General features: G+C 40.1%; 15 protein-coding genes. 6 read left to right on the forward strand and 9 right to left on the reverse strand.

From position 1 onward, the window contains the following. The first annotated feature begins 74 nt into the window (after positions 1–74). Positions 75–1,247 carry an ROK family transcriptional regulator gene (locus tag H538_RS0122460; protein WP_026679494.1) on the forward strand — a complete coding sequence of 391 codons (1,173 nt, stop codon included), beginning with the start codon at positions 75–77 and terminating at the stop codon, positions 1,245–1,247. A 194-nt stretch (positions 1,248–1,441) separates the two neighbouring features. Here H538_RS0122460 and H538_RS0122465 read toward each other — a convergent pair whose 3' ends face one another. From H538_RS0122465 to H538_RS25295, 3 genes are all read right to left on the reverse strand, one after another. Then, positions 1,442–1,822 (reverse strand): ArsR/SmtB family transcription factor, encoded by a 381-nt coding sequence (locus tag H538_RS0122465; protein WP_026679495.1) that lies wholly within the window; start codon positions 1,820–1,822, stop codon positions 1,442–1,444. Between the two features lie 3 nt (positions 1,823–1,825). Then, a complete protein-coding gene (locus H538_RS0122470) occupies positions 1,826–2,245 on the reverse strand; it encodes an SRPBCC family protein (protein WP_026679496.1) in 420 nt (139 codons plus the stop codon). Between the two features lie 668 nt (positions 2,246–2,913). Further along, positions 2,914–3,624 (reverse strand): SH3 domain-containing protein, encoded by a 711-nt coding sequence (locus H538_RS25295; RefSeq protein ID WP_026679498.1) that lies wholly within the window; start codon positions 3,622–3,624, stop codon positions 2,914–2,916. 377 nt (positions 3,625–4,001) lie between these two features. Between H538_RS25295 and H538_RS0122485 the strand changes: the two genes are divergently transcribed. The 3 genes from H538_RS0122485 to H538_RS0122495 are packed head-to-tail and all read left to right on the forward strand — an operon-like array spanning position 4,002 to position 6,568. Continuing rightward, the gene (locus tag H538_RS0122485) at positions 4,002–4,979 is read left to right on the forward strand and encodes an ABC transporter ATP-binding protein (RefSeq protein WP_026679499.1); all 978 of its coding nucleotides are present in this window, start codon (positions 4,002–4,004) and stop codon (positions 4,977–4,979) included. Then, positions 4,976–5,779: an ABC transporter permease gene (locus tag H538_RS0122490; RefSeq protein WP_026679500.1), complete on the forward strand. Its 804-nt coding sequence runs from the start codon at positions 4,976–4,978 to the stop codon at positions 5,777–5,779. Before H538_RS0122485 ends, H538_RS0122490 begins: the two co-directional genes overlap by 4 nt. Before the next feature lie 6 nt (positions 5,780–5,785). Then, positions 5,786–6,568: an ABC transporter permease gene (locus tag H538_RS0122495; RefSeq protein WP_026679501.1), complete on the forward strand. Its 783-nt coding sequence runs from the start codon at positions 5,786–5,788 to the stop codon at positions 6,566–6,568. 155 nt (positions 6,569–6,723) lie between these two features. Here H538_RS0122495 and H538_RS26535 read toward each other — a convergent pair whose 3' ends face one another. After that, positions 6,724–7,350 (reverse strand): TraB/GumN family protein, encoded by a 627-nt coding sequence (locus tag H538_RS26535; RefSeq protein WP_211235593.1) that lies wholly within the window; start codon positions 7,348–7,350, stop codon positions 6,724–6,726. Positions 7,351–8,371: 1,021 nt separating this feature from the next. On the opposite strand from H538_RS26535, the gene H538_RS26900 reads away from it, so the two are divergent. Both H538_RS26900 and H538_RS27025 read left to right on the forward strand, forming a co-directional pair. After that, positions 8,372–8,563 carry a hypothetical protein gene (locus H538_RS26900; protein ID WP_026679502.1) on the forward strand — a complete coding sequence of 64 codons (192 nt, stop codon included), beginning with the start codon at positions 8,372–8,374 and terminating at the stop codon, positions 8,561–8,563. Positions 8,564–8,838: 275 nt separating this feature from the next. Continuing rightward, a complete protein-coding gene (locus H538_RS27025) occupies positions 8,839–8,961 on the forward strand; it encodes a hypothetical protein (protein ID WP_281172219.1) in 123 nt (40 codons plus the stop codon). Positions 8,962–9,370: 409 nt separating this feature from the next. On the opposite strand, the gene H538_RS0122520 is transcribed toward H538_RS27025, so the two are convergent. From H538_RS0122520 to H538_RS25915, 5 genes are all read right to left on the reverse strand, one after another. Then, entirely contained in the window at positions 9,371–9,922 is a 552-nt protein-coding gene (locus H538_RS0122520; protein ID WP_026679503.1) for a T7SS effector LXG polymorphic toxin, read from the reverse strand. Positions 9,923–10,169: 247 nt separating this feature from the next. Beyond that, positions 10,170–10,598 carry an SMI1/KNR4 family protein gene (locus H538_RS0122530; protein WP_026679504.1) on the reverse strand — a complete coding sequence of 143 codons (429 nt, stop codon included), beginning with the start codon at positions 10,596–10,598 and terminating at the stop codon, positions 10,170–10,172. 1 nt (position 10,599) lies between these two features. Next, the gene (locus tag H538_RS25910; protein ID WP_281172220.1) at positions 10,600–12,096 is read right to left on the reverse strand and encodes an LXG domain-containing protein; all 1,497 of its coding nucleotides are present in this window, start codon (positions 12,094–12,096) and stop codon (positions 10,600–10,602) included. Positions 12,097–12,178: 82 nt separating this feature from the next. Beyond that, on the reverse strand, positions 12,179–12,676 hold the full coding sequence (locus tag H538_RS0122545) for an SMI1/KNR4 family protein (RefSeq protein WP_026679505.1): 498 nt from the start codon (positions 12,674–12,676) through the stop codon (positions 12,179–12,181). 5 nt (positions 12,677–12,681) lie between these two features. Beyond that, the coding region (locus H538_RS25915) for a T7SS effector LXG polymorphic toxin (protein ID WP_081412785.1) at positions 12,682–14,010 on the reverse strand (1,329 nt) is incomplete at its 5' end.

Consider the following 14,010-nt stretch of genomic DNA (forward strand, 5'->3'; position numbering starts at 1 on the left):
TATTTTATTGTTACGAAATATAAAAAGGGCTATAATTTATGATAGGCTATTGAAAAGAAAGGAATCGAAAGCATATGCACACGACCTGGAATCAACATGTAGTTAAAAAAGAAAACAAAGCGCTTGTCTTAAATTTGATCATCGACCATTCTCCGATTTCGCGCGCCGATATCGCACAAAAATCCGGGCTAAACAAAGGAACGGTTTCATCATTAGTAGCAGAGTTATTAGAAGAACAGTTCATTTATGAATCCGGACCCGGTGAATCAAGCGGAGGCAGGCGGCCGGTCATGCTCTGGTTCAATAAAGGAGCCGGCTACTCCATCGGCGTTGACCTTGGTGTCAACTACATTCTTGGCGTGTTGGCCGACCTTCACGGCAATATTGTAAAGGAAGAAAAAGAAAAGTACGAACATTTGTCGTTTGAAGATACACTTGATCGTGTGAAAAGGGTCATTTCCTCTTTAATGAATACGGCGCCGCCTTCTCCTTATGGCATTGTCGGAGTCGGAATCGGCGTTCCCGGAATTGTAAATAACGAAGGTGATGTTTTGCTTGCCCCTAATCTAGGTTGGGAAAACATCCACTTGAAAAAAGAACTTGAAAAACAATTTGAGTTCCCTGTTATCGTAGAAAACGAGGCAAATGCGGGCGCTTACGGGGAAAAAAGGTTCGGAGCTGGACAGGATTTCGATCATCTCGTATATGTAAGCGCGGGGATCGGAATTGGAGCGGGCATCATTATCAATGGCGATCTTTATAAAGGAATCAATGGCTATTCCGGTGAACTTGGACATATGACGATTGATAAAAACGGAATGAAGTGCCGCTGCGGGAATAAAGGCTGCTGGGAACTTTATGCATCCGAGAAGGCATTACTTGCGAAAGCGCGGCAGTCACTTTTAGAAATGGATGAAGAAATAACCCTCGAGCGGTTAATCGAACTCGCAAGAAATAACACAGAGCTTGTCGTTCAACTCTTTAAAGAGATTGGCAACCATATCGGCTTAGGAGTTGTCACAACCACCCATGCCTTCAACCCTGAACAAATCATCATTGGAAACCGGCTTGCCGCAGCCAGGGAATGGATTGAACCCGGTGTAAAAGAAGCTATCGAAAAGTATACATTGCCTTTCCACCGGAAGGACATCCAGGTTAACTTTTCTGACTTATCCATCCCATCTTCTGCATTGGGAGTTGCTGCTTTTTCCACCGAAAACTTTCTTAAATCGAGATTGCAAAACTAATGACATGACATATAAAACATCAGCGGAAATAGCGTAGTGATGCCATTCACCACGCTATTTGCGTGTAATATAAAATCTGAAAACCTCTGTCCGTGCATGAATACGAATAAAGCAGCTTCATTAGAATGAGTGGTTTGAAATTTCCTGCAACAAGTAAAGAGAGGAAACTATGGTCTCCTCCCTTATATATCTTTTTATTCTTTTTTCTTATGCTTCACCGCTTCTAAAGGAGCGATGGATTCAGTGCCTATTTTTTCGTCGGACTCGACATACGCTTTGAGCATGGCCATTTTGTTTTCCCAAAACCGTTCAAAATAAGCGAGCCAATCATTCAATTCTCGAAGCGGTTCTGGCTCCGTTCGATATCTCGTTTCACGGCCGGCTTTCCTTTCTTTCACGAGCCCGGCGTCTGCCAAAATGTGCAGGTGTTTAGAAACCGCCGTCCGGCTCATCGGAAAATGCCCTGCTATGGCGGTAACAGGTAGTTCCTGTTCGGCAAGCAATTTTAGCAGCTTGCGGCGAGTGGGATCAGCGATAGCTTTGAAAACATCATGTTTCGGTGATGGTTCACCCATGTTTTACGCCTCGACGTACGCTCCCAATTTTTTATGAAGCCCCGCCCAGCCTTTATCCATATTGCCACGGACAGCCGTGTGAGGCGCTCCAAATTCTGTCGCTTTTTCAGCATCCCAGCCAGAATGAATAATAGTGACTTCTGTTTTGCCATCCAGATCCTTTAGTTCGAAACTCAGGGTCCAATCTTTTCCCCAATTAAAAGATAATCGGTTAGGCGGATCCACTTCCGTCACTTTACAAGGTGACATTCCGAACTCCCCTGCATTTAGATGAAACTCGTGGCCGACGACAGGCTCCATGTCATTTGGCATGAACCACGCAGAAAGGCCGTCTTTCGTGGCGACCGCTTTCCATACTTTATCTATTGGGGCATTGAATACTCCTGTATGAACGATGTCCTGCATTTTTGTATTGTTATCCATTTGTATAATCCTCCGACTTTTTATGTTATGAAACGATTTGGTTTCATTTCAGATTATATACAACCATTTGGTTTCATGTCAAAATAAAAGAGGATGTAAAATATTGTAATAGAACAACTAAAGGAAAAAAAAATAGCTTGAAAGCAATAATTTGTCCCATAGAACGTGGCTCATGGACAATTATGATGTTCGGAGGGAAGCCACTGAAAAAGTTCCTTTTAATAAAAAACTAAAATTTTTGAAAAACCAAAACCCAAAAAAACAGTATTTTTCACTTAGGAAGTGGGGGATAGCATCGTGTTTACAATGCATTTCGCTTACCAAAGTGGGGATGTATTTTTTAGGAAAAAGCATTTTTGAAAATTTCTTGGACTTTTTCAGTGACCTCGTTCGGAGGCGAAAATTTGTCCCATAGAGCCTGTATCAAAGACAATTATCAGTGCTGGATACAAAATTTTGTCCCATAGAGCCTGTCAAAAACAAGTCTTTTGATTAGATGAATAACTCCTTTATTAGAGGAATAAATCGGTCAAGCCGGCGAATAAGCATGCGGTACCGGAAAAATCATGATACATGAGAGGATCGTTCGGCTGAATCCCAATATGATTACAAATAGAGTAAGCTCTTTGCTAAAAAATGATAAAAAAAGGAGAGCCTCAACCACTCTCCTAATAGGTGCATTTATATACTTTCCAGTTGCCTTTTGTCTTGTACAAATAAAGGTGTTGCGTATATTCAGCTAATTCACTCGTAATGTATTGCTTAATATATAAGTATTCCGTGTTATTTTTCACGAAGTATGTTACTGTTGGCTTTTTCGGGGAGTAGTCGGCGTTCCAATCAAAATCAAAAAAGTAATAGTAAGGCGCATCGGTTCCGATATAGCTGTACAACGTATTTCCGTATTTATCTTTGCCGTTTGGTTCCATATCATACTTGATGATTTTGTCAATGTAACTGCTCGTAAAGCTGGAGCCGAAATAAAGATGAATTTTCTTTCTTGTGGAACGGTCGGGAAGCGTTCGCAGCAGCTTAACCGGCTTACTGACGATTTTTTTGGCATTGGAACGGGACATCGTTTGATAGTATCGGAGAAACTCGTTGCTGACAAAAGCAGTTGATTGACTGTACTTTATTTTCGCCCAGTTGTTTTTCGTGATCAAATAGACAGTAACTTTTGTTTTATCTTTTAAGGAGCCGATTTTCTTATAAGACGTTCCCGGTCCTTTCCTAACATTAAGGCTTGTTGCATCGACAACGGCCGTTTTCGTTGATGAAGCTTTTGCTTTTAATCCGCTTAATTGAATGGTGGCAAACGTCAATACTGCAAGCGTAAAGATTTTCAATGCTGTTACTAAAAAGCTTCTTTTCACTGGCATACACGATCCCTCCCATTATTTTTTAAACTCCCTCTTCTCCCTTCTTCCGGCTTCAAATGATAAACCATTGATAATTATATGCGCCCTTATTGATGTATTACTTTCTCTTTTTTATTAAGGAATCCTTGTTAAAAAGCCAATCTTCTTACAAAAGATCCGTTCTAAAGGACAATCTTTCATGCTGAGGACTCCATTTTTGTCCTATAGACGTCCATTTCGCCCGGGGGAGCATAGACATCTCTTGTCTTCTTCTACTTTCAACTCTTCGGACAATCTCTCGTGTCCCTTTCAACACTTTCCAAAAAAGTCATTGACACCTTGCATAGTTGATGGTAACATTTCTCTTCTCGACTCAAAAATGTTAGGAGGGGAAGCGGTTGATTACTGTAGAAGGCTTAAGCAAATCCTTCAAAGTTGCGAGACGTTCTACCGGCTTACGGCAAGCGATGAAAGCGCTCTTTTACCGTGAGCATACGCTTGTGGAAGCATTGAAAGACATCTCTTTTACCATTGGGCAAGGGGAAATCGTAGGATATATCGGCCCGAATGGCGCAGGGAAATCGACAACCATTAAGGTGATGAGCGGCATATTGGTTCCCGATCGGGGATCGTGCACCATTATGGGATACACGCCGTGGAAAGACCGTGTTTCCTATGTGAAACATATCGGCGTCGTTTTCGGCCAGCGTTCCCAGTTGTGGTGGGACGTGCCGGTTATCGATTCATTTGAGCTTCTTCGCGATATTTATAACGTTCCGGACCATGAATATAAAAAGACATTGGATCTCCTCATTGAAACACTCGATTTGCAGCATCTGATCCATTCTCCCGTACGGCAATTAAGCCTTGGCCAGAGGATGCGTTGTGAAATTGCTGCCTCTCTCCTTCATAATCCGAAACTATTATTTTTGGATGAACCGACTATCGGGCTTGATGCCGTTTCTAAAATTGCCGTACGTCAATTCATTAAAACGATCAATAAAGAAAAAGGCGTGACCATCATTTTGACGACACACGACATGCTTGATATCGAAGCATTGGCTGATAGGGTCATTTTAATCGGCAAAGGAAGCCTGTTGTACGATGGGAAACTGGAAGCGTTACGAAAGCGGTTTGCAACCCATAAAACGATAACAGCCGATTATCGCGAAAACCGAAACCAATTTCATATCCCGGGCAGCTCGTTTCTTTCATGGTCGCCAGAAAGAGCGGTCCTCAGCGTCGATACAGAGCAAGTAATGATCTCTGAAGTGATTAACCAGCTGTCCCTTCACGTTGACCTTATCGATGTCTCGATTGAGTCGCCGCCGATTGAAGAAATGATCGTTCAGCTCTATAAGGAGTACCAACTATGAATGCGTATTATTCTGTGTTGAAGCTCCGTTTGCTTACTGGCATGCAGTATCGCGCAGCGGCTCTTGCGGGGGTTGCGACGCAATTTTTCTGGGGATTTATGTATCTCCTTATCTTTCAAGCTTTTTACCAACAAGCCTTACATAACCCGCCCATATCTTTAAACGAATTAGTCTCATACATCTGGCTTCAGCAAGCGTTTCTCGCTTTCATCATGCTCTGGTTTCGGGATAACGAGCTATTTAACCTCATCACAACCGGGAATATCGCCTATGAGCTTTGCAGGCCATGCGGGATATACGGATTTTGGTATGCCAAGCTTCTTGCCCAGCGGCTATCGAGCGCTTTTCTCCGCTGCTTCCCGATTCTTATTGTCGCCTTTTTGTTGCCGGAACCTTATCGAATGAAATGGCCGCCGACGTTTACATCCTTCCTTTTATTTCTTGCGGCGTTGATGTTAGGATTGCTTCTTTTAGTCGCCATCTCGATGTTTATTTACATTTCTGTTTTCGTTACGATGTCGCCTGTCGGATCTTTGCTCATGTTCGGGGTGATTGGAGAATTTTTCGCAGGGTTGGTCATTCCGATCCCTCTTATGCCTTCGTGGCTGCAAAAGGTGACAAACTTGCTTCCGTTTCGCTATACTGCTGATTTTCCGTTCCGGGTTTACTCGGGCCATATTCCGCAGAATGAAGCGCTTACGGGCCTATTCATACAACTTATCTGGCTTATTGTTCTCGTTTGGCTAGGCCGAATGGCTCTAAATAAAGCTTTAAGAAGAGTCGTCATACAAGGAGGTTGAATGAACCTGAGACTTTATTTCAAATATCTTCTCATTCTTTTCAAATCGCAAATGCAGTACCGGGCATCGTTTTGGCTGCTCACGATCGGCCAGTTCTTTATACCGTTCTCCATGTTTGCAGGGCTCTATTTCCTGTTTGAACGGTTTGGGCAAATTAAAGGATGGGATTTTTTCGAAGTGGCGCTCTGTTTTGCCGTCATTCATATGGCATTTGCCATTAGCGAATGCTTTGCCCGTGGATTTGATGCTTTCTCTTCTCTTGTGGCAGGCGGCGATTTTGACCGGTTGCTCGTACGCCCTAGAAGCACTATCGTTCAAGTGCTCGGCTCAAAGTTCGAGTTTACGAGATTCGGAAGGATGCTTCAAAGTGTGATCGTACTTGTCTGGGCATTACGCCATCTTTCCATCGATTGGAGTGTAATGAAAGCGATCACTCTTATTTTAATGATTGTAAGCGGCGTTTTTATTTTTACAGGAATCTTTATGCTTGCCGCCACGATGTGCTTTTGGACGATCCAGGGTCTGGAAGTGGCCAACATTTTTACGGATGGAGGCAGGGAGATGGCGCAATACCCGCTCTCGATTTATCCGAAATGGGTAACCCGCTTCTTTACATTTGTCATCCCTTTTGGATCTGTCAATTATTTGCCTCTGCTCTACATTCTCGGTAAAAGCGGCGGAAACGCTTTCCTTTATATGCTCGCGCCGATAGCCGGGATCGCCTTTATTATGCCCTGTTTCTTAATCTGGCAAATCGGCGTCAGACACTACCGCTCGACGGGCTCCTGAACACCCTGAGGATATAAAAAAGGTTGATCCAACATGATTTGAATCAACCTTTTCTTTCTTTGATTATAATAAGAAGAAATTCAAGCCGTTTCAATAGAAATACCCGAAGATTAGCTTGAGAACATTTTCTAAAAGGCGGAACAGTTGGCCTTATTTTAGCCAATGGGAAATTCCACGTTCCACCTGAACTCCTGAAAGGCTTTTAGAAAAACATAGCCATGTTCTGCCCCGATAGTGACTAATATGCTCTTTCCTTCGTTTTCTTCTATCACCTTTCTAATATTCTTGATCATTTTTTTATTCCGCTCATCCCAAATGATCTGTTGCACTTCGGGGTTAACTTTCCTCAACCATTCTTGTTTCTCTTCAATCAGTTGATTGAGCTGATATGAGTTGAACGGTATGGGATCACGTTTCGCCTTTTCAAATATCTCTTCATATCTATTCATTAATTCGGAAGACAATCGTTCTTGTTCTTCCTTCGAATATGGAGCAAAATGGTCCAATTTGACATGTTCATCTAAAAAATCATCGATCGGCCAAAATGGGATGCCGTATTCTTCACATAAAGGGATGATCGTTTGCCTATATTCACTCGGACCTAAATACCCGGAATATGTTTTATTCTTTTGGTATTCGTTCCAGTCTTCTGGCCGTACTTCCCCACAAATGATTTCAGGCTTAAACTCCAAAATTTTTTCCCGCATTAAACTCAATGGATACTTGGCCCATGATCTTGTTTCATCCGTATGCAATGTTCCCAATAAGCCGACTAATGTCATGATCCACCTCATAAAATGATTTTTTGTAAATTTAACGTTCGACCTCTCTTCGGACATTCCCTCCTTTCTTTTTAGAGAAAATTCAATAGTTCCATTTACCTATAAAAGACTTTTGCGAACCGGTTCAATAGTTGCTTGAAGGTATTTTTCGATAATGTTATTATCCTACTAATCGATTTTTACGGAACAACGTTGCTCATTATGAAACACCCGTGCAAAGAAAGGGGACTCAATCAAGTGAAAAAACTAATTTTAGTGCTTTTATTGCTTCTATTGATTCTAGGATTCCAGCTGCAATTTGGTTTAACTGAAGCCGCATACAAGAAAAGCGAAAATCAATGTAAAGTCATAACGTAACTCCGGGCTTGAAGTCAACCTGGCCATGATCTTCAGGGGAAAAGGGAGAGAAAAATGAACAGAAACGGCCTTTTTTGTAGATTGCTAGTGCCCTTTCAGCTAAGAAAGTTCTTATTTTCAAGAATCCATTTTCGCCTGTAAAAAAAATTAGAAGCAAAAAACAGGATCAAACTTCTCTAGTGGGTAGTGTGGTGCTATTTTCATGGCATTTGGACAATAAACAGTTGATTTCCGACAATAAATCGATTCCATCGGACAAAAAGTAGCCTCAGTCGGACAATAAATTTAGTATTTTGTACACTTATTTGTCCAAAAGTAAAATGTTATTGTCTCAACCGGATGACTTATTGTCCAAATAAGAGCCCTTATTGTCCGAGAACGAAATCATTTTGAATCATGTAACGATTCGTGATCGATTTTCCTCATTTCACAGATCTAACGAGGTGTTCTTTCGATTACTCAAATTCAAACTATTTTTCTAGAAGGGGCACTAGCAACTATTATATTCCTCGTAGTAACCGCCCGTGCTTCTACACCAGCAACGACACAACCATCAGAAAAAAGACAGAGGCAAAAAAAGAAGATGAAACCCATTGGTCATATGAAGAAAACCGCTGCCCTAATAAATGGTCAAGCTTAGATTCCACATTTTCGAAATGCGCGAATGGCAAAGAGCAATCTCCAATTAACATCGAACTTTCAAAAAGTGAAGCTGGATCAAACAATGGAAAAACTAAAAACCAACTATAAACCCGCGACGTTTACAATAATGAATAATGGGCATACGGTTCAAGCCAATGATGCAACCGGCAGCAATTTTATAATAATTGAAAGCGAAAAATATAAACGAATGTAAATGCACTTCCACAAACCGGGCGAAAACCAACTTAATGGACAATCCTTTAACATGGAAGGGCATCTCGTTCAAAAATAGTAAAGGAAACCTTGCCGTACCCAGGGTTCTGGAAAAGAAAACAAGGAGCTGGATGAAATCTGGTCGAAACTCCCGACGAAAAAAATGAAAGAGGATATAAAGCTTGAAGCTCCTGTTAACCCGGCGAATCTATTGCCAAAAGAAATCGTTCCACTATAACGGTTCTCTAACCACTCCCCCTGTTCAGAAGGGGTGAAATGAATCGTTTTACAGCAGCTAATAGAATGTCTAAAGACCAACTTGATGCATTCGGCGCCATCTTCGTGGATAACCACCGGCCTGTCCAACCACTAAATAAACGGGAAGTTTTAACAAATTAATTGACTTAATGAAGAAACTGAAACTAACAAACAATACCAGAAAATCTTTGAATCCCATAGTCGCATGGCGGTTGAATTGCCTGATCTATTCAACGAACCTGGAACCTTAAAGGAACAATAAAGGGCAATTACTGAATTTATTGATGGGGTCATCTGGTTTATCGATAAAAGCGCTGCTTTTAGTTTACTAATTTATTTTCATTTTTTTATATTGTTCTAGCAAAAGCGATTGATTCGAGTACCCTTTTATTTGGAGCCTTTGTTTAATTACCATCTATAATTGTTTTGTATTCTTTATGCCAAAATAAAATAATTTTTTTTAATTCTTCCGTTTCAATTAAACATTCATCGATAAATTCATCTAAAGCATAATTGTCTATTACACAAGTATAATCTTTTTTAATCTTTATTAATTCTTGTCTTTATATTCCCTTACGATCATTCCATTGGCGAGAATGTGGTAATCACCGTCATATTCCGCATATTCATCAATGACATGAACCGTTTCAATTTTTTGGTCCTGTAGCGTTTCAAATTCTTCATTCGTTACGTTTTTATTTTGCAATTGTGCGATGTACGATGCTGCGATTAATTGCTCGTCTGCATCCGGGCCTCTAATCGTATTTTCATATGGATTTGTCTTCTGGGCAAGGTCGCCTATCAAGTCATTATACGTATCGTACGATGTGATTTGTTTTACCAAGTAATTTGAAACATTCACTTCACCACTTTTGATTGCCGAGCTGATCTGGTTGATGTAGTTTGCCATCAGGGCGAGGTCTTGTTCTACCGTTTCCAATGCGGCGGTTTGCGCTTGATCAAAAGCGTAAAGCTGTTCGATCGTCGTTTTCGCATGTCGTTTCGCTCGCCAGATGTTTTCCACCACTTCTGTTTCATCAAGGAAAGGAAGATCAACAATATCCCAGACTTGAGCACTAGTAAACACTTTCACGTTATCCATTTTTTATCGCCACGAGCTTTGTCAATCTCGTAGTTTGTCAGCCATTCCGCATCATAACTATCCCTTTCAATGTAAATATCAACTCGCCAATTTATCTTTATTATTTTCACAAACTAAGTATTAATACGATACCTCTTGATGGTATAACCATCATAAGTTTTTCAAAAGTATTGTCTTTAAAAATAAAGTTCTAAAAATAAAAAACCTTGAAAGGCATTTGACCAATCAAGGTTTTATTGAAACATGACTAACAATTAAAATATGCTTTTAAGAAATCAAAAAACGATGACCAAGTTTCCTTTAACTTTCCTTTTAACAGCAGTTCATCTCCACCCTCAAAATTAACTATATAAACTTTATCCGTTACAGTATCCAGCACTAATACAGCATTTGCTGACATTTCGCTTAAAACCAGATACTCGTTCGGAAAACCATGTTCTTTTCTAGAAATGAGTGTGTATGATTCAATATTATTTTCTTCATTTGCTATATCTAGTAATTCAAAGGGTACATTCTCTTCCCAAAAAGGCCCTTCATAATGGTTATAAAATTCTTGAAAAGTATCTGATGCGTTTACACCTAGCCTTCTTAAAGCATCCTGTACTAGTTTGCTATCCTCGCGTTTATATATTTCTTCTCCAAGAATTTCATCTAGTCTCTCAGGCAAAATACTCATATTATTTTCCTCCTAAAGCTTCTTCTCCTCGTATTTTCCAATAATTGATAGAGTCTACTTTTTGAAATGCTCCTCTAGTTGTCTCATCCATTGGATAAAATGGGTTCAACTTTCCTTTATAAGGATGTAGCGGAGCTTTCTTAGCATTACTGATATTATGGTACCTAGTTGAAGCTTCATATAATGGTCCAACACCTTTTTGTTGTGAATGATGCAATGTTGCAACACTACCTGCGTCATCAAGGATTGGAGCAAGTCCGTATTTTGCAGATGCTTCAGCATTTGTTAACCCTCGCCCTTTTTTAGCACCTTTTGTTCGAACCATATCCCAATTAATATCCCCTCTTTGATATACTTTATAAGTAAATCCTGTTCCATCTTTACCTGCATTATATACTACACTCCGAGTAAAATATTTATTATTCTTATAGTCCTTTAGATGTTGATAAGTTTCTTTACCCGTACCTCCAGTATACTCCTTCATCACTTTCTTTTCGATACCCGTAATCGCCTTTTTCCCCAGTTTTGTTACTCCTTTTTTTACAAGAGTTGCAGGGAAAGCAGCATACTCGGCGATTTCTAATGGAGTGCCTTCAAATGGGGAATCTAATTCTCGGACGCCTCCCGCCCGGTTTTTTGGTACTTTATCGACAATTTGATATTGTTTATTAAAATTCTTGTCTTTATATTCCCTTACGATCATTCCATTGGCGAGGATGTGGTAATCACCGTCATATTCCGCATATTCGTCAATGACATGAACCGTTTCGATTTTTTGGTCCTGTAGCGTTTCAAATTCTTCTTTCGTTACGTTTTTATTTTGCAATTGTGCGATGTACGAAGCCGCGATTAATTGTTCGTCCGCATTCGGGCGTCTAATCGTATTTTCATATGGATTTGTCTTCTGGGCAAGGTCGCCTATCAAGTCATTATACGTATCGTACGATGTGATTTGTTTTACCGAGTAATTTGAAACATTCACTTCGCCGTTTTTGATTGCCGAGCTGATCTGGTTGATGTAGTTTGCCATCAGGGCGAGGTCTTGTTCTACCGTTTCCAGCGCGGCGGTTTGCGCTTTATCAAAGGCGTGAAGCTGTTCAATTGTATGATTGCTGTATCGTTTCGCTTGTCTGATGCTTTCAACCAAATGAGTTTCATCTAGATCGGGCAGATCTATAATATCCCGGACTTTTTTCATCGCTTCGTTCGCTTCACTGATGATCCCGATGGTTGTTGTTTCTATTTTATGAAGTCCGGCCCTTACATCGTGGTCCAAAAAACTTTCGCTAATAAAGCCGTTTGGATCAGGCTCAAAATTTTTCAGCTGGTTTTTCATCGATTGCAGAACGGCTTTATAATCTTCAATGAACGATTCAAAATAAAGCAAAAATGAAAGGTGGCATTCCTGGTAGAATGAACGGATCGCCTGTCCCGCTTTTCCTTTAAGGGCGTCTTCGAGAGAAATAATTCCTTTCACCGCATCCTTTGTTTGTTTAATCTGTTCACTTGTTTATTGAAAAAAACCTTGAAAGGCTTATAGCCAATCAAGGTCAACTTTTTTCTCTATACAAATGATTTAGTTATTCAATATCATCATATGCATCACCTAGGGAGATAAAATCACTTCTTAGCCAATACCAATATTGCCCTTTATTTTTTATAAGTCGTTCAAGTAAATCAGTAAACGAAGTAGCTATAATCTGGGACTCACCTACAAGCCCATGTCGGTCAAAAAAACTATCGTAGCATTTACCTAGTCTATCTTCATTGAGGTCAATCGTTAAATATTCATCCGTTCCATCATTACAAATAATATACCAGTTAGATGAAATATCTTCTTCACATAATTCTCCTACAATTATTGGATTTGCCAATACAAATTTATCAGGAGATACAATATAAATTGGATATTCCTCATTTTCAAATAGAACTAATCCCCCACAAAGACTATAAAACTCTTTTAAATCATTAGGTAAAATATGCTTTTCTTCATCAATAATGGGTAATCCAGAAGGCTCAAAGATACGACAATGTGGTAAAGTGTTTATTTGTGTAAGCAACTGCTTTATCTTTTCCATTAGCTTCACTCCCGATAATTATATTTATTAAAAGAATTATAATATTCTTGTCTGGCTAATTTGGGAACATTTGCAGCATCAAACATTCTTTCTGTAAGTTCTTGTATCTCCCTTGGAGAGACTGATTGCCAATCAATTTTGCCCCCAACCTTCTTACCTGTTTTTTCATATAACCATTCTCTATAAACAGCTTTTGTAGCAGCATGTTGTTCTTTTGTAAGTGCTACTGTTGGGGTGTTCCCACCTCTACTTACATAGTTTGGAACATTATGTTTAGCCCATACATCCATAACACCATGATGATTTTCTAAAGGTGAATTACTAGGTCTATATGGTACTACGTCATTAGGTTTAACAGTTTTATCTATACCCTTAGTATACTCCTTCACCACTTTCTTTTCGATACCCGTAATCGCCTTTTTCCCGAGTTTGGTGACGCCTTTTTTTATAAGTCCTCCGGGGACGGCATACTCTGCGATTTCTAATGGAGTGCCTTCAAATGGGGAATCTAATTCTCGGACCCCTCCTGCCCGGTTTTTTGGTACCTTATCGACAATTTGATATTGTTTATTAAAATTCTTGTCTTTATATTCCCTTACAATCATTCCATTGGCGAGGATATGGTAATCACCGTCATATTCCGCATATTCGTCAATGACATGAACCGTTTTGATTTTTTGTTCCTGTAGCGTTTCAAATTCTTCTTTCGTTACGTTTTTATTTTGTAACTGTGCGATGTACGAAGACGCGATTAATTGTTCGTCCGCATCCGGGCGTCTATACTTGTTTTCATAAGGATTTGTCTTCTGGGCAAGGTCGCCTATCAAGTCATTATAGGTTTCATACGATGTGATTTGTTTTACCGAGTAATTTGAAATAGTCACTTCGCCGCTTTTGATTGCCGAGCTGATCTGGTTGATATAGTTTGCCATCAAGGCGAGGTCTTGTTCTACCGTTTCCAGCGCGGCGGTTTGCGCTTTATCAAAGGCGTGAAGCTGTTCGATCGTCGTTTTCGCATGTCGTTTCGCTCGCCAGATGTTTTCCACCACTTCTGTTTCATCAAGGAAAGGAAGATCAACAATATCCCGGACTTCTTTCATCGCCTTGTTCGCTTCATCGACGATCCCGATGGTTGTTGTCTCTATTTTATGAAGTCCCGCTCTTACATCATGATCCAAAAAACTTTCGCTAATAAAGCCGTTTGGATCAGGCTCAAAATTTTTCAGCTGATTTTTGATCGATGTTAAAATGGCTTCATAATCTTTAATGAACGATTCAAAATAAAGCAAAAACGAAAGGTGGCATTCCTGATAGAACAAACGGATCGCCTGCCC

It is taken from the genome of Fictibacillus gelatini DSM 15865 (genome assembly GCF_000430745.1).
GTDB classification, from domain to species: Bacteria; Bacillota; Bacilli; order Bacillales; family Fictibacillaceae; genus Fictibacillus_A; species Fictibacillus_A gelatini.

Excerpts from the sequence above, each read along its gene's own strand:
- H538_RS0122530 (WP_026679504.1), bottom strand. The coding sequence starts at position 10,598 with ATGAGTATTTTGCCTGAGAGACTAGATGAAATTCTTGGAGAAGAAATA.
- H538_RS27025 (WP_281172219.1), top strand. The coding sequence starts at position 8,839 with ATGAATCGTTTTACAGCAGCTAATAGAATGTCTAAAGACCAACTTGAT.
- H538_RS0122490 (WP_026679500.1), top strand. The coding sequence starts at position 4,976 with ATGAATGCGTATTATTCTGTGTTGAAGCTCCGTTTGCTTACTGGCATG.
- H538_RS0122470 (WP_026679496.1), bottom strand. The coding sequence starts at position 2,245 with ATGGATAACAATACAAAAATGCAGGACATCGTTCATACAGGAGTATTC.
- H538_RS25295 (WP_026679498.1), bottom strand. The coding sequence starts at position 3,624 with ATGCCAGTGAAAAGAAGCTTTTTAGTAACAGCATTGAAAATCTTTACG.
- H538_RS0122465 (WP_026679495.1), bottom strand. The coding sequence starts at position 1,822 with ATGGGTGAACCATCACCGAAACATGATGTTTTCAAAGCTATCGCTGAT.
- H538_RS0122545 (WP_026679505.1), bottom strand. The coding sequence starts at position 12,676 with ATGGAAAAGATAAAGCAGTTGCTTACACAAATAAACACTTTACCACAT.
- H538_RS0122460 (WP_026679494.1), top strand. The coding sequence starts at position 75 with ATGCACACGACCTGGAATCAACATGTAGTTAAAAAAGAAAACAAAGCG.
- H538_RS26900 (WP_026679502.1), top strand. The coding sequence starts at position 8,372 with ATGGCAAAGAGCAATCTCCAATTAACATCGAACTTTCAAAAAGTGAAG.
- H538_RS26535 (WP_211235593.1), bottom strand. The coding sequence starts at position 7,350 with ATGACATTAGTCGGCTTATTGGGAACATTGCATACGGATGAAACAAGA.
- H538_RS0122520 (WP_026679503.1), bottom strand. The coding sequence starts at position 9,922 with ATGGATAACGTGAAAGTGTTTACTAGTGCTCAAGTCTGGGATATTGTT.